14 protein-coding genes are annotated in these 21,119 nt (G+C 71.4%); all 14 read right to left on the bottom strand.

What is annotated here, in order from left to right:
• Positions 1-9: 9 nt before the first annotated feature.
• Positions 10-3,225 (bottom strand): family 78 glycoside hydrolase catalytic domain, encoded by a 3,216-nt coding sequence (locus tag KUV85_RS11795; RefSeq protein WP_219960087.1) that lies wholly within the window; start codon positions 3,223-3,225, stop codon positions 10-12.
• Between the two features lie 57 nt (positions 3,226-3,282).
• Positions 3,283-7,920, bottom strand: coding sequence for a family 78 glycoside hydrolase catalytic domain (locus tag KUV85_RS11800; protein WP_219960088.1), 4,638 nt, complete (start codon positions 7,918-7,920; stop codon positions 3,283-3,285).
• Between the two features lie 94 nt (positions 7,921-8,014).
• Entirely contained in the window at positions 8,015-8,623 is a 609-nt protein-coding gene (locus KUV85_RS11805) for a LutC/YkgG family protein (RefSeq protein WP_219960089.1), read from the bottom strand.
• Positions 8,620-10,119 carry a lactate utilization protein B gene (locus KUV85_RS11810; protein WP_219960090.1) on the bottom strand — a complete coding sequence of 500 codons (1,500 nt, stop codon included), beginning with the start codon at positions 10,117-10,119 and terminating at the stop codon, positions 8,620-8,622. Before KUV85_RS11810 ends, KUV85_RS11805 begins: the two co-directional genes overlap by 4 nt.
• Entirely contained in the window at positions 10,116-10,853 is a 738-nt protein-coding gene (locus KUV85_RS11815; protein ID WP_219960091.1) for a (Fe-S)-binding protein, read from the bottom strand. The genes KUV85_RS11810 and KUV85_RS11815 overlap by 4 nt, the downstream gene beginning before the upstream one ends.
• A gap of 47 nt (positions 10,854-10,900) precedes the next feature.
• A complete protein-coding gene (locus KUV85_RS11820; protein WP_219960092.1) occupies positions 10,901-11,086 on the bottom strand; it encodes a helix-turn-helix domain-containing protein in 186 nt (61 codons plus the stop codon).
• Between the two features lie 58 nt (positions 11,087-11,144).
• Positions 11,145-12,629: a rhamnulokinase gene (locus KUV85_RS11825; protein WP_219960093.1), complete on the bottom strand. Its 1,485-nt coding sequence runs from the start codon at positions 12,627-12,629 to the stop codon at positions 11,145-11,147.
• A complete protein-coding gene (locus tag KUV85_RS11830; protein WP_219960094.1) occupies positions 12,626-14,662 on the bottom strand; it encodes a bifunctional aldolase/short-chain dehydrogenase in 2,037 nt (678 codons plus the stop codon). Before KUV85_RS11830 ends, KUV85_RS11825 begins: the two co-directional genes overlap by 4 nt.
• 38 nt (positions 14,663-14,700) lie before the next feature.
• Positions 14,701-15,879, bottom strand: a complete 1,179-nt coding sequence (gene rhaI / locus KUV85_RS11835; protein WP_219960095.1) for an L-rhamnose isomerase — start codon at positions 15,877-15,879, stop codon at positions 14,701-14,703.
• Positions 15,880-15,885: 6 nt separating this feature from the next.
• Complete coding sequence (locus KUV85_RS11840) at positions 15,886-16,242, bottom strand: L-rhamnose mutarotase (RefSeq protein ID WP_219960096.1); 357 nt, start codon at positions 16,240-16,242, stop codon at positions 15,886-15,888.
• Between the two features lie 49 nt (positions 16,243-16,291).
• The gene (gene rhaS, locus KUV85_RS11845) at positions 16,292-17,314 is read right to left on the bottom strand and encodes a rhamnose ABC transporter substrate-binding protein (RefSeq protein WP_219960097.1); all 1,023 of its coding nucleotides are present in this window, start codon (positions 17,312-17,314) and stop codon (positions 16,292-16,294) included.
• A 25-nt stretch (positions 17,315-17,339) separates the two neighbouring features.
• Positions 17,340-18,437 carry an ABC transporter permease gene (locus tag KUV85_RS11850; RefSeq protein ID WP_219960098.1) on the bottom strand — a complete coding sequence of 366 codons (1,098 nt, stop codon included), beginning with the start codon at positions 18,435-18,437 and terminating at the stop codon, positions 17,340-17,342.
• Positions 18,434-19,477 (bottom strand): ABC transporter permease, encoded by a 1,044-nt coding sequence (locus KUV85_RS11855; protein WP_219960099.1) that lies wholly within the window; start codon positions 19,475-19,477, stop codon positions 18,434-18,436. The genes KUV85_RS11850 and KUV85_RS11855 overlap by 4 nt, the downstream gene beginning before the upstream one ends.
• Positions 19,474-21,036 carry a sugar ABC transporter ATP-binding protein gene (locus KUV85_RS11860; protein WP_219960100.1) on the bottom strand — a complete coding sequence of 521 codons (1,563 nt, stop codon included), beginning with the start codon at positions 21,034-21,036 and terminating at the stop codon, positions 19,474-19,476. The genes KUV85_RS11855 and KUV85_RS11860 overlap by 4 nt, the downstream gene beginning before the upstream one ends.
• Positions 21,037-21,119: the final 83 nt, after the last annotated feature.

The following is a 21,119-nucleotide window of genomic DNA, read 5'->3' on the forward strand; positions in this document are numbered from 1 at the left end:
ACCATGGCCTCACTCGCAGGCAGCAGTCAGCCGCGGGTCGTCCTTCGGCGCCCCACCCCGCTGGGTGCTGAGCACGTGGCAGCCCTGCGTCACGCCCTCGACTCGGAGGTAGCCACGCTCCCGCACCGCGTCCCGCGCGCGGCCGTCGACGTAGACGACGTCGCGGTCGGCATCGCCCACGGGGACGTGGACCGTCGCCACCGAGTTGCCCGGCACGTGCACCCCGACGTCGGTGCGGTCCCCGACGGTGTGGAAGGCCGCACCGATCGACCCGCGCAGGGTCGGCCGCGTGACGTGTGCCCAGTCGATGGCCCCCGGCTGCGGCCGCACGTCGTACGTCGCGTAGCCGGGCGTCGTCGGCCGGATGCCGAACATGCCCTGCGGCACGTTGAACGCCGGGGAGGCCGCCCACGGGTGGGAGTAGGTCATGTTGCCCTTCAGCGAGGCGTCCCAGGCCTCGGTCGTCGCGCCGGCGCCGTTGGCGATCATGTTGTGCCAGCTGCGGCGGCCGGTGCCCGTCAGTAACTCGTGGGCGAGGTCGGAGCGGTCGCCGTTGTAGAGCGCCTCCACCAGGAACGCCGCGCAGTAGACGCTGCACTGCATGCCGCGGCTACCCAGGTACTCGGCCGCCTCGGCGGCACGCTCCTCGTCGGGCACCCCGAAGGCACTCGCGAAGCTGCTGGCGTGCACCGCGTGGTGGTCGACCGGCGTCCGGTCGCCCCGCAACCCGTCGCGGTAGGCGCCGACCTCGTCGTCCCAGAGGTACTCGTTGATCGCGGCGCGCAGGCGCTCGCCGGTGGCGGCGTACGACGCGGCGTCGTCGTCCTTGCCAAGCGCTTCCGCGATCGTCGCCATGTCCATGAAGGTCCGGTAGGCCAGTGAATTGATCACGGTGTTGTAGGGACCGAAGACGTAGCCGTCACGTTCGGTGGAGGGCCAGTCGACGATGTCGCAGTCGGTCTGGCTGTTGCACCCGTTGGAGCGGAAGTCCTTGCGGATCAGCCCGGTCTCCTCCTCGATCCACTGGGTCGGCAGCTTGTCGACCAGCTGGTCGTAGCTGCGTGCCAGCTGGGCGACGTCACCGGTCTGCTCGTAGCTGTCGTGCATGGCGAGGATCGTGTAGAGCGGCCACTCGGTCGGCCACGTACGCCGCGTGAGCAGGTAGTCGATGGAGTAGTTGCCCAGCGTGGGGTCGGAGGAGGTGAAGAAGTTGGCCATCATCTGCAGGTAGCTGTCGGCCTCGTAGGGCTCCCGCTCCCGGGTCCAGGAGTCCACGTAGAGGTTGTGGTTGGTGGTCTCCACGGTGTCCTTGGACAGCTGCCAGACCTGGTTGAGCGACTCGTCGGAGGAGTCGAAGACGGCGCCGTCGACGTCGAAGGGGTAGACCTGCGCCAGTGCCGGGAAGTCCTCGGCGCCGAGCCCGGTCGGCGCGCCGAGCACCTCGACGTAGCGGAACACGCGCATCCCCCACGTCTCGAGCTCGAGCGGCTCGTCGGTGAGTGTCCAGTGGTCCTGGTACTGGTTGCCGGTGCGCATGTTGGAGCGCACCTCCTGCGGACCCCACAGCTCCTCACCGAAGCGCAGCTCGACCTCTTGGCCGGCCTCACCGTCCAGCGCGAGGCGCACCCCGCCGATCCACGTGCGGCCGTAGTCGATGAAGTAGCGCCCCGGCTCCTTCTCCACGACCTCGGCGGGGTACTCCAGCCGCTGGCCGACCTTGTCGGTCGGCGTCGCGACGAGGTCGTCGTACGCCGACTGCGGCGTGGCCGCGGTCCACCCGGTGTCGTCGAAGCCCGGCTCGTCGAAGCCGACCGGGTAGGCGGCGGCCTGGAGGTCCTCCTTGGGGGCGGTGAAGTAGTTGGTGCCGATCGACCCGGCCCAGGGGTAGACCTCGCCGCCGGCCATGGAGGACCACTCCTCACCGGTCCCGAAGGTCTGCTGGCTGCCGTCGGCGTACTCGACGACGAGCTGTGCCTGGAAGCGCTGGTCCTGGCGGGTCCAGGACAGTGCGCCGAGGGCGTTGGCCCCGCCCTCACGGACGAGGTCGGTCACATCGTAGCCGTCGTAGCGGGTCTCCCCCGCGATCGAGCGGACCGGGCCGAGCCCGACGAACTCGCCGTTGAGCCAGAGCTTGTAGACGTACTGCCGGCCCGGTTCGGGAGAGGACCCGGTGGCGAAGACGCTGGCCCAGGCGATCTCCTTGTCGGCCGCGGTGGCGAACTCGCCGCGCAGGAAGGCCCAGTCGGTCCCGCTGAGGCCGTGGACGCAGTTCTGCCCGGTGCCGACCCGGAGCCACCCGTCCTCGACCGTGCCGCAGGAGAAGTCGGTGGAGGGATCCTCGAAGTCGTTGTCGTAGAGGGTGCGGCCGTCGGCGGAGGTGAGCCGCAGGTCGTCCCACGCGTTGCGCTCGGACCCGCCGGTGCGGAACCCGACGGTGCCGCTGTTGAACCGGACGTCCTCGGTGGTGTCGACCAGCGCGTCGTTGAGGTAGGTGCGCACCGTGGCTCCCTCGACCTCCAGCCGCAGCCGGTAGTCGGTGTCCCGCTGGAGGTCGACGTCGAGCGGCACGGTCTTGAGCACCGCGTACGACCCGTTGACCCGCTGGTGGGGTGCGAGCTGGTTGACGCCGTCCCCACGGAACTGCCACATCAGGTAGTTCTCGGCGTCCTGGGCGTTGAAGAGGATGGTGGCGTTCTGGGTGGTGATCCGGAACGTCGTCTCCAGTGTGTAGTCCTGCCAGTCCAGCACCGCCGGGGATCCGAGCCAGATCGGCTCGCTGTTGCCCCAGTCCCCGCCCAACGCGGTGCCGAACTCCGCGACGCGCGACCACGGGGACCGCTTGCCGTCCTCGGTCCAGGTGCGGACCCGCCACAGGTAGTGTTCACCGCGCTCCAACTGCGGGCCGGCGTAGGGCACGTTGGTGCTCTGCGCCCCGACAGTCCGGCCGGAGTCCCAGTGGAGGTCCTTCCCCGACATCAGCCCGGGCCGGGTCTGGGCGACCTGCACCTGGTACGCCGACTGCGCCTCGGCACCGACCCGCCACCCCAGCAGCGGGGCGTCGGTGTCGTCGAGGTCGGCGGGCGCCGTCCGCTGGCCGATGGTCAGCCCGTCCGGCATGGGGCTGCCGGGGGCCGCGGACGTCGGGGCGGCGAGGGAGAACAGGCCGGCCACCAGGGCCAAGGTGCCGACCAGTGCCGCGGCGCGGTGGCGGGGTGCGAGATGCATGGGTGCTCCGTCGGGGGTGAGGCGGGAACGGGTGGGTGGGGCAGGCTCAGTCGCAGGTCAATCGGTCGGCACGACCCAGACGTCGGCGACGGAGGGGTCGTAGTCGCCGTCGACGTCCTGGAACCGCATCCGGACGGTGCCGTCGGCGGTGGCCGCCGAGGGCTCGACCACGAACTGGTGGGTGCGTGCGCCGGCGCCGCCCTCGGAACGGGACACGTCGACCTCGTGGACGACCTCGCCGTCCGTCCGGACCTCGTAGGTCTTGCGGGTGGCGCCGTCGAAGGTCTCGACGACCCGCACCACGAAGGCACCGTCGGTCGGCACGGCGACGTCGAACTCGAACCAGCCGCCCGGGTAGGACGAGTGGGTGTAGCGACGGGTCAGCCCGGCCTCGGTGTTGATGCCGGAGTGCTCGGAGGCCGTGAGCCCGTGGTCGGACTCCGACGCGCCGTCCCCGAGGTCGACGTGGTCGGTCGGGTCCTCCGGCGGCGTCGGGAGGTCGACACGGATCGTGCCGGTGGCCTGCTCGGCGTCGGTCGGGCCGGTCGCGACGGTCACCGCGGCCTGGCCGTCGGCGACCGTGCGGGGCACGGCGACGTCGGCCGACACCGTGGTTGTTCCACCGGGCTCGAGCCGGTAATCGACGGGCGCCGGCGCCTCCCAGCCCTCGGGCACGGTGAGCGTGACCTGTCCGGTCTGCTCGACGTCGGTCCGGTTGGTCAGGGTCGTCGTCACGCTGGCGCTCTCTCCGCCCTCGACCGCGTCCGGGGTCGTGGACACGTCGTCGATACCGACACCGGGTGCGACCATCAGGGCTGCCGAGACCGGGAGTCGCGCCGACCCGCCGACGTAGCGATAGCTCACCTCGCCGGTCAGCTCTGCGGTGCTGGCCTCGGCGCCGGCCGGCACCGAGACGTCGTACGCGTGGGACTGGGTCGCGCTGCCCTTGACCGTCGAGCGGTGGCGACCGACGGGCTCGACCGACCACCCCTCGGGCACCTCCAGGGTGGACTCCACCCCCGTCAGCGGTCGCTTCCCGGCGTTCTCCAGTGAGATGCGGACCCGGACCACGTCGCCGGGCAGGATCTCCTCCCCGGTCACCTCCATCCCGGCCACCGCGCCGATGAGCCGCGACGAGGCGCGTGAGAGCTTGCGCTCGATGCCGGCGAGGGCGTTGCGCAGCGACTCCGCCGCGGCCTCGTCGATCGCACCCCGGTCCGCGTAGGTCGTGGCCCAGCGGTCGAGGTCGGCCGCGCTGGCCAACGCCCGGTGGACGGCAGCCGCGGTGAGTTCGTCGCGGGCGCCGCGCTCGTGGAGTCGCCACGCGGCCCCGATCTCGCCCCGCATCAGCTTGGTGCGGAGCGCGAGGTGGCGCCGGGCGATCTTGCCGAGGCCACGCACCTCGAGCGCGTCGACGGCATCGGCGAACGCCGCTGCCTGCGCCCGTGCCGCGCCCAGGTCACCCAGCACCCGGTCGACGGCGAAGGTGTAGTCGCCCGAGCCGACCTCGAGCACCACGTCGCCGTCCGCCTGCTCGACGTAGCGGACGTCGTCGACGTCGCCGATCGGCGTACCGCCCTCGGTGACGGCCCACTGGTTCGGGGCGGGGATCCGCACCTCCGCGGTGGTGTTGGCCGGGATCGTCAGGTCCAGGCGCATCGGCCCGTCGCTGGTGTCCCAGGCGCTGCGCACGGTGCCGTACGGCGTCTCGTGGCTGAAGTCGACCTGGTCGATGCCGTCCCCGGGCTCGGGGTCGACGAGGACCTTCTCGTAGCCGGGCTCGGCGGCCGAGACGCCAGCCATCGTGCGGTACATCCACTCCCCGACCGCGCCGTAGGCGTAGTGGTTGAAGGAGTTCATGCCGACGTTGTTGAACGAGCCGTCGGGGTTGATGGAGTTCCAGCGCTCCCAGACCGTGGTCGCGCCCTTGCCGATCTCATAACCCCAGGACGGGTAGTCCTCGTTCTGCAGCAGGCGGTAGGCGATGTCGGAGCGGCCGGCCTCGGTCAACGCCGGCAGCAGCCCGTCGACGCCGAGGAAGCCGGTGGACAGGTGGTAGTCGCGGCGCTCGAGGGTCTCGACGAACTGGTCGACCACGGCGTCGCGCTCGTCCTCGGGTGCGAGGTCGTTGGTGAGGGTGAGGATGTAGGACGTCTGGCTGTCGCCCTTGACGGTGCCGTCGCCACCGATGAAGGCGTCCTGGTATGCCGCCCGGATCGCCTCGTAGCGCTGGGTCAGCTCGGCGGCCTCGCCGTCGCGGCCGATCGCGGCCGCCATCTGTGCCAGCTCACGAGTGCTCTTGGCCACGAAGGCGGTGTCGAGCACGTCGGCCGGAGTGGGGTCGTCGAGGTTGAGCCAGTCCAGGTAGCCACCGGCGGAGCGGATGTGGTCGGTCGAGTCGGCCTCGAGGAAGTCGACGTAGCGCCGCATCATGTCGTAGTTCTCGCGGATGACGTCGGTGTCGCCGTAGGCCTGCCACAGCGTCCACGGCACGTGCACGCCGGCGTCCATCCAACCGGCGGACTCGTATCCACCGTCGAAGCGGCCGGGCACGACGGGTGCCACGCCGGGCAGTGAACCGTTGGGGCGCTGGGTGTCGCGCAGGTCCTGCAGCCACTTGGTCAGGAAGGACTGCGAGTCCATGTTGTAGACGGCGGTGCGGGCGAAGACGTTGATGTCCCCGGTCCAGCCCATGCGCTCGTCCCGTGCGGGGGTGTCGGTCGGGATGGAGAGGAAGTTGCCCCGCATGCCCCACACGATGTTGCTGTGCAGCTGGTCGACCAGGTCCGAGCTGGTGTCCAGCTCGCTGGTGAGGTCGCCGTCGGTGCCGACCACGACGCCGACCAGGTCCTCGGCGTCCGGCGCCTCGTCGACCCCGGAGATCTCGACGTAGCGGAAGCCGTGGAAGGTGAAGGAGGGCTCGAAGGTCTCCGGCTCGTCGCTGACGAAGGTGTAGCGGTCGGTGGCCTTCGCCGTGCGGAGGTTGGCGGTGTAGAGGGTGCCGTCGGGGTTGAGCACCTCGCCGTGGCGGACGGTGACGGTCTGGCCGGGCTCGCCGCGGAGCGTCAGCCGCACGTGGCCGACCATGTTCTGGCCGAGGTCGTAGAGGTAGGTGCCCTCGGTCGGCGAGTCGATCTGCTCGGCGGTCTCGAGCTCCTCGGTGACGCGCACGTCGACCGCGGTCTGCGGCTCGAGCACGTCGGTCGGCTCGTCGCGGACCGCGACGCCGCTCCAGCCATCGGCGTCGTAGCCGGGCTCGTCCCAGCCCTCGACCTCGGCGGCGCGGCGGGCGTCGTAGGACTCACCGTCGAGGAGGTCGGCCTCGCGGGTGGGGCCGTCGGTGCTGCGCCAGGTGTCGTCGGTGCCGATCACGGCGGTCGTACCGTCGGCGTACTCGACGTGCATCTCGGCGATCACGGAGGTGTCGGTGCCGTATACGTCGGTGCCGAACATCGCGACCTTGCCGGTGTACCACCCGGGCGCCACCTCGGCGCCGAGCACGTTGGCGCCGGCACGGACCTGGTCGGTGACGTCGTAGGCCTGGTAGTCGATGCGCTCGTCGTACGCCGTCCAGCCGGGTGCCAGCTCGGCGTCGCCGACGCGCTCGCCGTTGAGTCGCAGCTCGTAGACACCGCGCGCCGAGGCGTAGACGCGGGCGCTCACGACCTCCTTCTCGGCCAGGTCGACCTCGGTGCGCAGCAGCGGGACGGAGTCGTCGGTGCGCAGCCAGGCCTCGCTGTCGCCGCTGACGTCGAGGCCGTCGTCCGTCACCTCACCGGCGACGAAGGTCTGGTCACCCCCGGCGAAGTCGCTGCTGACCAGGCTGGTCCCGTCGGCGCTGGTGACGGTCAGGTCGTGGACGAGTCCGCGCTCCTCGCCGTTGGTGCGGAAACCCATCGTGCCGGAGCCACCGAAGGTGGTGTCAGTGCGCTGGTCGAGGACCTCGTCGTCGACGCGGGTGGTGATGGTGGCGCCGTCGACGGTGATCTCGTAGTCGTGCTCGGCGGCGAAGTCGAAGCCGTCGGGGAACCCGGTCGGGTCCAGCACGCTGTACCCGCCGTTCTTCACGTGCGGACGGAGCGCGTGGTCGGCCTCGCTGAGCTGCCACATGTAGGCGTGCTCGGTGTCCTCCCCGCGGAAGTAGACGCCGAGGGCGCCGCTGATGTCGGAGGCGGTGAAGGCGATCGTGTAGTCGGTCCACTCGGCACCGGGACCGTCGGTGTCGGCGCCGATCCACTCACCCGTCCAGCCCTCGTGGCCGAGCCCGGTGCCGAAGCGGGCGGGCTCGCTCCAGCCGGAGGCGGTGCCGCGGTCGTCCCAGACCCGTACCGACCAGGCGTACTCGGTGCCGGCGGTGAGGTCGGGGCCGTCGTAGGCGACGTCGACTGAGCGGGCCGAGGTGACCTTGCCGCTGTCCCACACGTCGGGGTCGTCCAGCGCGCCGGCCGAGGTCGCGACGTGCACCTCGTAGGCCTGCTGGCCCACGCCGCGCCGGTCGGCGTCGAGCTGCCACCCGAGGACGGGGTCGGCCACCTCGATGCCGAGCGGCTCGGCGAGGTGGTTGACCCGGAGCTCACCCACCGACACCGGGGAGGGCGCGCTCCCGCGCGCCGCCGTCGGGGTCGCCGCGGTGGCGGCGGGTGCCGCGGCGGTCACGACCGCTGCGGCGAGGATGCCGGCGAGGTACTGGCGCACGGAGTGCTCCTTCGATCGGTGGCCCGTCGTGAAACGATTCATCCGCATTGTGGCGACGGTCACACCACCGGGGCAACACCCTGACCGGTTCCGGTCACCCCTCGGTGTCGACGACGATCACGTGGAGCTGCCGGGGGCCGTGGACGCCCTCCACGCGGTCGAGCTCGATGTCGCTGGTCGCGCTGGGGCCGCTGATCCAGGTCAACGGCCGGTCGGGGTCGAGCAGCGCGACCGCGTCGGGCACGTCGGCGACGACCTGGTCGGCGCGCACGACACAGACGTGCCGGTCGGGCACCAGCGTCAGGGCGCGACGTCCCTGGTCCTCGGTGTGGTCGAGCACGAGCGTGCCGGTCTCGGCGATGCCGACGCGGCAGGCGGTCACGACGGCGTCGACGGCGTCGAGGTCGGCCGCGGTGAGCCCGTCGTCGACGATCGCCTCGGGGACGCCGGCGCGCACCTCCTCGGCCAACCCGGGCGGCACGACCACGCGCTCCCCTGCCGGGATCGCCTCGGCAACCGCCTGCGCCAGCCCTTGGGCGACGACGCGCACGACGACCGCCCGGTAGTCGGCCACCCGCTCGGCGAAGTGGGCGACCGGGTCCGCGGTGGTGGCACCGACGGGCGCGACGACCGGATCGGGGTCCGGGTCGAGGCCCGCCACCGCTTCACGCACGCGCCGCAGGATCTCGTCACGCGCGCTCATCGGCCCTGATCCTCCTCGTCGAGCCGGCCGTCGGTGCGGCGCCACCAGGCACGGAACGACTCCCGTGGGGGCGCCGGCAGGTCCCGGGCGTCGGTCCAGGCGGCGGCCGGTCCCGGCAGCCGCGAGAGCGTACGCCGTCCACCCGGCCCTGCGCGGCCGCCGACGCGGCCGAGGACGCGGCCGACCAGGCCGGACACCCGCCCCAGTCGCGCCCAGCGCGCGGCGTCACCGAACATCCATCCGGCGCCCCGCATGGCAGCCGTCTCGGGCTTGGGCACCCGGTCCTCGCGGTGGGAGTCGACCACCTGCGAGCGCAGCTCGACCAGCACCTCCGGGATGTCGATGCGGACGGGGCACGCCTCGAAGCAGGCGCCGCACAGCGAGGACGCGTAGGGCAGCGCGTCGGTCTGCTCGTCGACGCCGGTCCCCTTCAGCAGCGGGTTGAGGATGGCGCCGATGGGGCCGGGGTAGACCGAGCCGTAGGCGTGGCCGCCGGTGCGCTCGTAGACCGGGCAGACGTTGAGGCACGCCGAGCAGCGGATGCAGCGCAGTGCCTGTCGCCCGACATCGTCGGCCAGTGCCCGGGAGCGGCCGTTGTCCAGCAGCACGACGTGGACCTCCTGGGGCCCGTCGCCGGGCGTGACGCCGCTCCAGGTGGAGGTGTAGGGGTTCATCCGCTCACCGGTGGAGGAACGCGGCAGCAGCCGCAGCAGCGGGTCCAGCTCGGCCCACGTCGGCACGACCTTCTCGATGCCGACGACACTGACCAGCACCTCGGGCAGGGTCAGGCACATCCGGCCGTTGCCCTCGGACTCGACGACGACCAGCGTCCCGGTGTCGGCGACGGCGAAGTTGGCCCCCGAGACCGCCATCTTGGCGCGCAGGAACTTCTCCCGCAGGTGCTCCCGGGCGGCCGCCGCCAGGACGGCGGGCTCGTCGGTGAGGTCGGCCGGCGCCGGCCGTCCCGCCGTCGCCATGCGGCGGCGGAAGATGTCGCGGATCTCTGCCCGGTTGCGGTGGATGGCCGGGACCAGGATGTGGCTGGGCAGGTCCTCACCCAGCTGCACGATGAGCTCGGCGAGGTCGGTCTCCCACGCGGCGATGCCCTCGGCCTCGAGCGCCTCGTTGAGGCCGATCTCCTGGGTGACCATCGACTTGACCTTCACGACCTCCTCGACCGCGTGCGCGCGGGCGACGTCGGCCACGATCGCGTTGGCCTCGGCGGCGTCGCGCGCCCAGTGCACCGTCGCGCCCCGGGCGGTGAGCTGCTCCTCCAGGGTCACCAGCTGCTGGTCCAGGTCGCGCAGGGCGCGGTCCTTGACCGCGGCACCGGCCAGTCGCAGCGACTCCCAGTCCTCGACCTCACCGACCACCGCGGCCCGCTTGCCGCGGATGGTGGCGGTGGCGTGGGCCAGGTTGTGGCGCAGCTGGGTGTCGGCCAGCGCGGCACGGGCCGCCTCGGGGAACGCCGGCATCCCGACGAAGGTGCCGGTCATCGCTCGTCCTCCGTCGCGGCCAGCACCTCGGCGAGGTGCATCACCCGGATCCCCGAACGCTGGCGCGACAGCAGGCCGCCGACGTGCATCAGGCAGGAGTTGTCGCCGGCGACGAGGACCTCGGCGCCGGTCTGGGCCACGTGACGGGCCTTGTCCGCGCCCATCGCGACCGAGGTGTCGGTGTTCTTCAGGGCGAAGGTCCCACCGAAGCCACAGCACTGGTCCGCTGCCGGGAGCTCGGTGAGCTGCAGCCCCCGCACCGCCGACAGCAGCCGCTGCGGGCGGTCGCCCACGCCGAGCATCCGCAGCGAGTGGCACGTCGGGTGGTAGGTCACGCGGTGCGGGAAGTAGGCGCCCACGTCGGTCACGCCCAGCACGTCGACCAGGAACTCGGAGAGCTCATACGTCCGCGGCGACACCTCGGCCACGGCCATCCCGAGGGCTGCGTCCCCGGAGCGGCGGGCGACCAGCCCGTGCTGGTGGCGCGCCGAGCCGGCGCACGAGCCCGACGGCGTCACGATCGCGTCGTACCCCTCGAAGGCCGACACGAACGACCGGACCGCCGGGACCGCCTCGTCCAGATAGCCGGTGTTGACCATCGGCTGGCCGCAACACGTCTGCGCCTCGGGGAAGTCGACCTCGACCCCGAGCCGGCGCAGCAGCCGCACCACGGCGGCCCCCGTGCCGGGGAACATCGCGTCGTTGACACAGGTGACCATCAGCGCGACCCGCATCGACTCCCTCCCTTCAGACCGCCACGGTACGTCGGTGGGCGGCCGTCTCAGATGACGCCGCGGCGTACGGCGCGCACCACGGTCTCGATCGTGGAGTCACCGCCGAGCGCGTCGGAAGCGACGCGCAGCCGTCGGCGCACGGTGCGTTCGGACAGCCCCAACTGTCGGGCGATCCGTGTCGTGGTGTGGCCCTCGGCGAGCAGCCGGAGCACGTCGAGCGACTCCGGCGGCACCGCGGGTCCGCTCGCCGCGGCGCCCGACCGGGATCGTCGGGCGGGTGGGTTCGTCGCCTCATCGGGTCGCACGGGCCTCGGCCGCGTCCCAGTCCAGGTCGGTGCGCGGGTCGTGCCGGCGCACGTCGAACGACGCCCGCGCCAGTGCCCGCATGGCCGCGAGGTCCGGCAGGTCGGCGCCGAGGGCTCGTGCCTGGACCAGGACGTTGCCCAGCGCCGCGGCCTCGGTCGGCCCGGCGAGCACGGGCAGGCCGCAGGCGTCGGCGGTGAGCTGGCACAGCAGCTCGTTCTGCGTCCCGCCGCCGACCACGTGGACCACCTCGGGGTCACGTCCCGCCAGCGCGGCGGCGGTGCGGACCTGGCGCCGGTAGGCGATGGCGAGGCTGTCGAGGATGCAGCGGGTGATGGCGACGGGTGAGCGGGGCACCACCTCGCCGGCCTCCGCCGCCAGCGCCGCGACCCGCTCGGGCATCGGGTCCTCGACGGTGCCGGGCGCGAGCAACCGCGGGTCGTTGATGTCGACCACGGTGCGCAGCGGCTCGAAGTCGGCCGCGGCGGCGAGCAGGGAGGCCAGGTCGGCGTTGCGCAGCCGCCGCCCCTGCCAGGTCCGCACCGACTCCGAGAGCACCCACAGGCCCATCACGTTCTTGAGGAAGCGCACGGTGCCGTCGACGCCGCCCTCGTTGGTGAAGTCAGCCTCGCGGGCCTCCTCGGTCAGGACCGGCTGGTCGAGCTCCAGGCCGACCAGGGACCAGGTGCCCGAGGAGATGTAGGCGAAGTCGCGCGCCTCGGCGGGGACCCCCACCACGGCGGAGGCGGTGTCGTGGGAGCCCACCGCGACCACCGGCAGGTCGCTGACGCCGAACTCCCGGGCGAGGTCGGGCGCCAGCGGCCCGATGACGGTGCCCGGGTCGCGCAGCGGCGGCAGGATCCCGGCCGGCAGGTCGAGCTTGCCCAGCAGGTCGGTGGCCCATTCGCGGGTGCGGACGTCGTAGAGCTGCGTGGTGGAGGCGTTGGTGCGCTCGGCACCGATGCGGCCGGTGAGCCAGTACGCCAGCAGGTCGGGCAGCAGCAACAGCGTCGCGGCGGACTCCAGTGCGGCACTCCCCCGAGCCGCGACGAGCTGGTAGAGCGTGTTGAACGGCAGCTGCTGGAGCCCGGTGACGGCGTAGAGGTCGCTGGCCGGGACCTGCTCGAGCACGCGCACGGCCACGCCGTCGGTCCGGGAGTCGCGGTGGCTGAAGGGGTTGCCGACCAGCTGCCCGTCGCGGTCCAGCAGTCCGTAGTCGACGGCCCACGAGTCGATCCCGATGCCGTCCAGTGGCCCGGTCGCGGCGACGCGGGCGATGCCGGCGAGGACCTCCCGGTGGATGCCCAGGACGTCCCACTGCAGCGAGCCCGCCACGCGTACGCCGCCGGTCGGGAACCGGTGGAGCTCCTCGAGCTCGATCCCGCGGCCACTGACCCGACCGGCCATCACGCGACCGCTCGTGGCGCCGAGGTCGACGGCCGCGACGCGCAGCGAGGTGGGCGTCGCGCTCATCGCAGGAACGCGGCGGGGACGCCGGCGTCCACAGGCACGTGGAGGCCGGTGGTGTGGGTCAGGTCGGGGCTGCACAGCACGAAGACGGCGTTCGCGATGGTCTCGGGCAGCACCTCCCGCTTGAGCAGGGTCCGCTGGGCGTAGAACTTGCCCAGGTCCTCCTCCTTGACGCCGTAGACCTCGGCGCGCTTCGCGCCCCAGCCGCCGGCGAAGATGCCCGACCCCTGGACGACGCCGTCGGGGTTGATGCCGTTGACCTTCACCCCGTGCTCGCCGAGCTCCGCGGCCAGCAGCCGGACCTGGTGGGCCTGGTCGGCCTTGGCCGCGCCGTAGGCGACGTTGTTGGGTCCGGCGAAGAGGGAGTTCTTCGAGGAGATGTAGACGATGTCCCCGCCGAGCTGTTGGTCGATGAGCACGTGCGCGGCCGCGCGGGAGACCAGGAAGGACCCCTTGGCCATCACGTCGTGCTGCAGGTCCCAGTCGCGTTCGGTGGTCTCCAGCAGCGACTTCGACAACGAGAGTCCGGCGTTGTTGACGACCAGGTCCAGTCCACCGAAGGCCAGCACGGCCGCGTCGACGGCGGCCTGCACCTGCTTCTCGTCCGACACGTCGGCCTGCACGCCGACGGCGACGTCGGGGCCGCCGATCTCGGCGGCGACCGCCTCGGCCTTGGCCAGGTCGAGGTCGGCGACCACGACGCAGGCGCCCTCGGCGGCCAGTCGCTCGGCGGTCGCCCTGCCGATGCCGGACGCACCACCGGTCACCAGCGCGATGCGGGTGGCCAGCGGCTTCGGCTTCGGCATCCGCTGCAGCTTGGCCTCCTCCAGCGCCCAGTACTCGATGCGGAACTTCTCCGCCTCGTCGATCGGCTGGTACGTCGAGAGCCCCTCGGCGCCGCGCATCACGTTGATGGCGTTGAGGTAGAACTCCCCCGCCACGCGCGCGGTCTGCTTGTCCTTGCCGTAGGAGAACATCCCGACGCCGGGCACCAGGATGATCAGCGGGTCGGCCCCGCGCATGGCCGGGCTGTCGGCGGTCGCGTGCCGGTCGTAGTACGCCGCGTAGTCCGCACGGTAGGCCTCGTGCAGGTCGGCGACCCGCTGGTGCACCTTCTCCAGCGGCGCATCGGCCGGCAGGTCGAGCACCATCGGCTTGACCTTGGTGCGCAGGAAGTGGTCCGGGCAGGAGGTGCCGAGCTCGGCGAGCTTGCGGTGGTTGCGGGCACCGAGGAAGTCCAGGACGGCCCTGTCGTCGGTGAAGTGCCCGACCATCGGCTTGTCGTGGGAGGCGACGCCACGCAGCAGCGGCGCGATCTCGGCGGCGCGCTGGCGACGCTTGGCGCGGGTCAGCGGCGCGTACTTCTTGACCGGCGGGCCGAACGGCTCCTTCTTGGAGTGCTTCTTGATGTGGGCCTCGGCGGTGCGGATGATCCACAGCGAGTTCTTGCGGCACGCCTCGGAGGTGTCGCCCCAGGCGGTGATGCCGTGGCCGCCGAGGATGCAGCCGATGGACTGCGGGTTCTGCTCCTTGATGGCGGCGATGTCGAGTCCGAGCTGGAACCCGGGCCGGCGCCACGGGACCCAGACGACCTTGTCGCCGAAGACCTTCTCGGTCAGCGCCTCGCCGTCGGCGGCGGTGGCGATCGCGATGCCGGAGTCGGGGTGGAGGTGGTCGACGTGGGGGGCGTCGACCAGGCCGTGCATGGCGGTGTCGATCGACGGCGCCGCGCCGCCCTTGCCGTGCAGGCAGTAGTCGAACGCCGCCACCATCTCGTCCTCGCGGTCCACGCCCAGGTAGACGTCGACCAGCGCACGCATCCGGTCCAGCCGCAGCACGGCCAGTCCCTGCTCGGTCAGCGTGCCCAGGTCGCCTCCGGAGCCCTTGACCCACATCAGGTCGACCGGCTCACCGGTGACCGGGTCGGTCTCGGCACCCTTGGCCGAGGCGTTGCCGCCGGCGTAGTTGGTGTTCTTGGGGTCGGCGCCCAGCTTGTTGGAGCGGGCGATCAGGTCGGCCACGGCCGGGTTGGTCATGAGTTGCTTTCCTTCGCAGGGGTCGGTGTCGCGTCGGGTCAGGTCCACGACATCTGGGAGCCGCCGACGCGCGCGGCCTCGATCTCGGCCTGGTGGCCGGACTCGTCGTAGGCGCGCATCGGGTCGCCGGGCAGTCCCCGCTCCTCGCGCCAGGCGGCGAGGTCGGCGCGGACGTCGGTGTAGAAGGCGTCCATGAAGACCTGGTGGGCGCCGAGCACGTCGCCGGCGACCTGGGCGGCGCCGAGCTCGTCGAGGTCGACCAGCAGGGCGCGGGCGAGCATCTCCTGCACGTTGAGCACCGAGCGGATCTGGCCGGGGATCTTCTGCTCGATGTTGTGGCACTGGTCGAGCATGAAGGCGACCTCGCTCGTGCCGTCGGGGTTCGCGGGGCCGTAGCCGCCGCCGCGCACGACCTCGAAGAGGATGCGGAACAGCTGGAACGGGTCCGCGGCGCCGACGATCAGGTCGTCGTCGGCGTAGAAGCGGCTGTTGAAGTCGAACGAGCCGAGCTTCCCCAACCGCAGCAGCTGGGCGACGATGAACTCGATGTTGGTGCCCGGAGCGTGGTGCCCGGTGTCCAGGCACACCACCGCCCGCTCGCCGAGCGCGGCCACCTGGGCGTACGACGTACCCCAGTCGGGGACGTCGGTGTGGTAGAACGCCGGCTCGAAGAACTTGTACTCCAGCACCAGTCGCTGGCTCTCGTCGAGGCGCTCGTAGATCGTGGCGAGGCTGTCGGCCAGCCGGTCCTGGCGGCCACGGATGTCGGCCTGGCCGGGGTAGTTGGAACCGTCGGCGAGCCAGATCTTGAGGTCCTGGGACCCGGTCCGATGCATCACGTCGATGCACTCGAAGTGGTGGTCGATGGCCTTCTGCCGGATCTTCGGGTCGCTGTGGGTCAGGCCGCCGAACTTGTAGTCCTCGTCCTGGAAGGTGTTGGAGTTGATGGTGCCGAGCGCGACGCCCAGGTCCTCGGCGTGGCGGCGCAGTGCACCGAAGTCGTCGACCATGTCCCACGGGATGTGCAGCGCGACCTTGGGCGCGAGCCCGGTGAAACGGTGGACCGTCGCGGCGTCGGCGACCTTCTCCTCCACGGTGCGCGGCGTGCCCGGCGAGCCGAACACCTTGAACCGGGTGCCCGAGTTGCCGTACGCCCACGAGGGGACCTCGATCGCCTGGCCCTCGAGCAACGGAGCGATCTGCGCGAATGTGTGCATGGTGGGTCAGCTGCCTTCGTCAGTGGGTGCGATGCGGTCGAGTTGGTCCTCGAGGTGGAAGACCTCCTCGAGGAGGTGGAAGCCCCGGTCCGGAGCGGCCCCGTCGAGGTCGACGAAGAACTCCGCCATCTCCGCCTGCCACCGCTGGTTGACCTCGGTGCGGTCCATGGCGGCCTGCGCGGCGGCGAGGTCGTCGGCCTCGACGTAGCCGATCAGGAGTCCGTCGTCCCGCAGGAACAGGGAGTAGTTGCGCCACCCGGACTCGGCGAGTGCCCGGAGCATCTCCGGCCACACCTCCCGGTGCCGGGCGACGTACTCCGGGATCCGGTCGGGCCGGACCCGGAGCTCGAAGCAGTAGCGCATGTCCCTGTTCCTGCGGTCGATCGGACGGTTGCTCGACGACTGACGGCGATCAGAAGTCGAAGTCGTCGATGTTGCTCTCGTCGAAGACGAACGGGTCGCCCAACAGCACGACGCCGTCCTCGCCGACGGTGTACTCACCGAGGTCACCGGCGGTGAAGGTGTCGCCCTCCTCGCCGGAGATGTCCCCCGCGGCCAGCGCGTTGGCGGTGTAGGCCGCCAGGTAGCCCAGGTCCTGCGGGTTCCACAGCGCGAACGCCGTCACGGTGCCGTCCTCGATGTAGGGCCGCATCTGGTTCGGCGTGCCCAGCCCGGTCAGTGCGACCTTGCCCTGGTACTGCGAGGAGGACAGGTAGCGCGCGGCCGCCGCGATGCCCACCGTGGTCGGCGAGACGATGCCGGCCAGGTCGGAGTGGCGCTGCAGCAGCGCTTCGGTCTCGTCGAAGGACTTCTGGTCGTCGTCGTCGCCGTAGACGGTGTCGACGAGCTCGATGTCGGGGTAGTTGTCCGCGAGGTCCTGCTCCATCAGCTCGATCCAGGCGTTCTGGTTCGTGGCGTTGGCCGCCGCGCTGAGGATGGCGATCTTGCCCTTGCCGCCGATCTGGTCCGCGATCAGCTCGACCTGCTTGGTGGCGATGCCCTGCGCGTCGGCCTGGCTGACGAACACGTCGCGGCACTCGGCGTCGGTGTCGGAGTCGAAGGTGACCACGCCGACGCCGGCGTCGCTGGCCTCGGTCAGGGCGTCACAGATCGCGGTCGGGTCATTGGCCGAGACCACGAGGCTGTCCACGCCCTGCTGGGCGGCGGTGTTGATGAACGACACCTGCGAGTCGGGGGTGGCGGTCTCGGGACCGACCTCCTCGACCGCGCCACCGAACTCCTCGGCGGCGTTCTGCGCACCGGTGCGGGACGCGTCGAAGTATGGGTTGCCGAGGTTCTTGGGCAGCAGCGTGATGCTGGCCTCGCCGTCGCTGCCGCCTCCGCCCTCGGAGTCGCTGCCACACGCGCTGAGCCCGAGGCCCGCGACGAGCGTGAGTGCCGCCACGGCGGCCATGCGCCGATTCTGGAACTTCATCGTTTCAACCTTTCGATCCCTGGATTCATCCGGCTGGGTTGGTCGGACCGCGGTCGCCCGGCGACCCGTCCGGTCGCGCGGCCCCCGCCGGCGACCTCCTCCGCGTGGCGCGCAGGCCCGAGACCCACGAGAGGAAACTGGTGGAGATCACGGAGAGCACGAGCAGCACCCCGATCACGATGTTGATGACGTTGCTCGACACCGACTCCAGACGCAGCGCGCTCTGCAGCACGCCGATGAGGAGTACGCCGGCGATCACGCCGTGCAGCGCGCCGCGGCCACCGAAGATCGACACCCCGCCGAGCAGCACGGCCGCGACGATCTGGAGCTCGAGGTACTCGGCGTTGTCGCCGCGGGCGCTGCCGTAGCGCAGCGTGTAGTAGATGCCGGCGAAGGCCGCGACGGCACCGGAGAGGGCGTAGAGGATGAGCTTGGTGCGCTGCACGTCGACTCCGGAGAACCGGGCGGCCTGCTCGTTGAGGCCGATCTCGTAGATCCCGCGCCCGAAGGGCGAGTAGTGCAGCAGCAGCGCGAAGGCCACGATCAGCACCACGATCGGGGCCAGCACCACGGGGTAGCTGGACCCCTCGACGATCCGCTCCCGCGCGAGGTCGGACCACCGGTCGGGGAAGTCGGTGATCGCCTCGGTGCCGAGCAGGCCGACGGCGATCCCGCGGAAGAGGGCGAGGCTTCCGATGGTGACCGCGAGCGGCGGCAGGCCGACGTAGCCCACGAGGAAGCCGTTGAAGCAGCCGCACAGGACGCCCGCCGCGATCGCGAACAGCGCCGCGACCGGCAACGACATCCCGAGGTCGACGTGGAAGATGCCCAGCAGCACGCTGGACAGGCCCATGACGCTGGCGACCGAGAGGTCGATGCCGCCGGTGATGATCACCAGCGTCATCGGCAGCGCGATCATCAGGATCGGCGCCACGTCCAGGAACAGGTAGTACAGCGTGAGCGGGTTGTCGAAGTTGTCGACGTTGCCCGTCGCCCAGGCGTAGACGATGCCCAGCAGCGCGATCATCGCGAACTCGCGGGTCATCACGACCCGCCACCACAGCGGGCGGGACCAGGCGGCGTACGTCCGCTCGTCGACGGCGTGCTCGATGGTCTCGGTCATGACCCACTCCTCGCCTCGTCGCGGGCTTGTCGGAGCCGTCGTTCGCGCCGTTTCTGCAGGATGCGGTCCAGCGCGACGGCGGCGATGATGAGCGCACCCACGACGGCCCGCTGCCAGAAGCTGGAGATGCCCAGCAGCGGCAGCACCCGGTCGATGGTGACCAGCAGGAAGGCGCCGATGGCGGCACCCCACACGGTGCCGCTGCCGCCGAAGATCGCGACGCCGCCGATGACGGCGGCGGCGACCGCCTCCAGCTCCATGTTGCGGCCCGCGCCGGAGCTGACGGTGCCGTAGCGGGCGGCGTAGAAGACACCGGCCAGGCCCGCGAGGGCGCCGCAGATCACGAACGCCGTCAGCACCCGACGCGTCACCGGCAGCCCGTAGAGCCGGGCGGCGGCGGGGTCGGAGCCGATGGCGTAGAGCTCGCGGCCCGAGCGCATCGAGCGCAGGTAGTAGCCGGCGACCCCGAGCACGACGAGCGCGATCAGCGTCAGCACCGGGACGAAGAGGACCTGCTCGGTGCCCAGGCGGAGGAAGTCGCGGGGCATGTCGCCGGCGTTGATGCGGTCACTGCCGGCCCACTCGAGGAAGACGCCGCGGTAGACGTACATCGTGCCGAGGGTGACCACGAGTGCCGGCACCCGGCCGAAGGCGACGAGCGCGCCGTTGATCAGGCCGAGGAAGGCCCCGAACAGCGCGCCGAGCACGAAGACCACCACGATCGGGATGCCGGGCTGGTCGACGAAGAGCCGCCCCACGAGGTACGCCGTCAGCCCGAGCGTCGAGCCGACCGACAGGTCGACGTTGCGGGTGATGATGACCATCGTCTGGCCGACCGCGAGCAGCAGCAGGATCGACGGCGTCACCAGCAGGTTGCGCCAGCCGTCGCTGCCGAAGAGGAAGGACGGGCTGGACAGCGTGGCGACCACGATCAGCGCCACCAGGACCGCGAACACGGCGATCTCACGGGACCGCAGGGCCCCGCTCAGCAGTCGCTGCGCCCGGGTCTCGGCACTGGGTCGCACAAGTGTCTGCGTCACGCCGACACCTCCTCGGCTCGTGCCGCGTCGTCGTGAGTGGCGCCGGCCTCCCGGTCGCCGACGTGGGTCGCGGCGTGCATGACGTTCTCCGGGGTGGCGTCGGCGCGGTCGATCTCGGCGGTCACGCGGCCCTCGCACACGACGACGACCCGGTCGGCCATGCCGAGGACCTCGGGCAGCTCGGAGGAGATCATCAGCACCGCCATGCCACGAGCCGCCAGGTCCGAGAGGAGCCGGTGGACCTCGCTCTTGGTGCCGACGTCGATGCCGCGCGTGGGCTCGTCGATGATGAGCAGCCGCGGCTCGGTGGCCAGCCACTTGGCGATGGCGACCTTCTGCTGGTTGCCGCCACTCATGGTGCTGGCGTCCATGTCCAACGCGCTGGTCTTGACCTCGAGGCGTCCGGCCCACGGGCCCGCGGCGATGTTCTCCGCGCGGGAGGTCAGCAGGCCCAGGCCCGTCAGCCGACGGCGGATGACCGAGGCGACGTTGCGCGCGACCGACTGCTCGATCACCAAGCCCTGTTGGCGTCGGTCCTCGGGGACGAGTGCGGCGCCGGCGCGGATGGCCGCCTGCGGGCTGCGCGGCGGCACGCGCTCGCCGTGGAGCGTGACGGTGCCGGAGTCGTAGCCGTCGATGCCGAAGACGGCTCGTGCGATCTCGCTGCGTCCCGCACCGACGAGGCCGGCCAGACCGACGATCTCGCCCGCGCGCACCTGGAAGCTGACGTCGTGGAAGACGCCGGTGGAGGACAGCCCCGCGACGTCGAGGACGACCTCACCGATCTCGGACTCCCCCTTGGGGAAGAGGTCGGCCACCTCGCGGCCGACCATCAGCGAGACCACGTCCTCCTGGGAGGTCTCCGCGATGGGCCGGGTGGCGACGTACTCCCCGTCGCGCATGACGGTGACGGTGTCGCACAGGTCGAAGACCTCGTCGAGGCGGTGGGAGATGAAGACCAGGGCACGGCCCTCGTCGCGCAGGCTGCGGGCGATGGTGAACAGCCGCTCGACCTCGACGCCACTCAGCGCCGCGGTGGGCTCGTCCATGACCAGCAGGGTCGCGTCGAGCGAGATCGCCTTGGCGATCTCGATGACCTGCTGGTCGGCGATGGAGAGGCCCTCGGCGATGCGCCGGGGGTCGACGGCCACCCCGAGGCGGGTGAAGATCTCCTCGGCCTCGGCGTACATCGCGGCGTAGTCGATGCGACGCCCCGAGCGGGTGGGCTGGCGCCCCATGAAGATGTTCTCGGTCACCGACAGGTCCGGGAAGAGCGTCGGCTCCTGGTAGATCACCGCGATGCCGGCGTCCTTGGACTCCGCGGTGGAGGAGAAGTCGACGTCCTCGCCGCGGAACCGGAAGGTGCCGGCGTCGCGCCGGTGTACGCCGGCGATCACCTTGACGAGCGTGGACTTGCCGGCGCCGTTCTCCCCGACGAAGGCGTGGACGGATCCGGCCTGCACGCTCAGCTCGCCGGAGCGGACCGCGGCGACGGGTCCGAAGCTCTTGGCCACGCCGCGCATCTCGAGCACCGGGGTGGTGTCGGCTGCGGTGGTCATCGGTCTCCTTCCGGGGCGGTCCCACTGGTCATTGAAAGGTTTCAATGATTGCGCCAGACTAGGTGACGGCCATCACAGGGTCA

Source organism: Nocardioides panacisoli (assembly GCF_019448235.1).
Lineage (GTDB): Bacteria > Actinomycetota > Actinomycetes > Propionibacteriales > Nocardioidaceae > Nocardioides > Nocardioides panacisoli_A.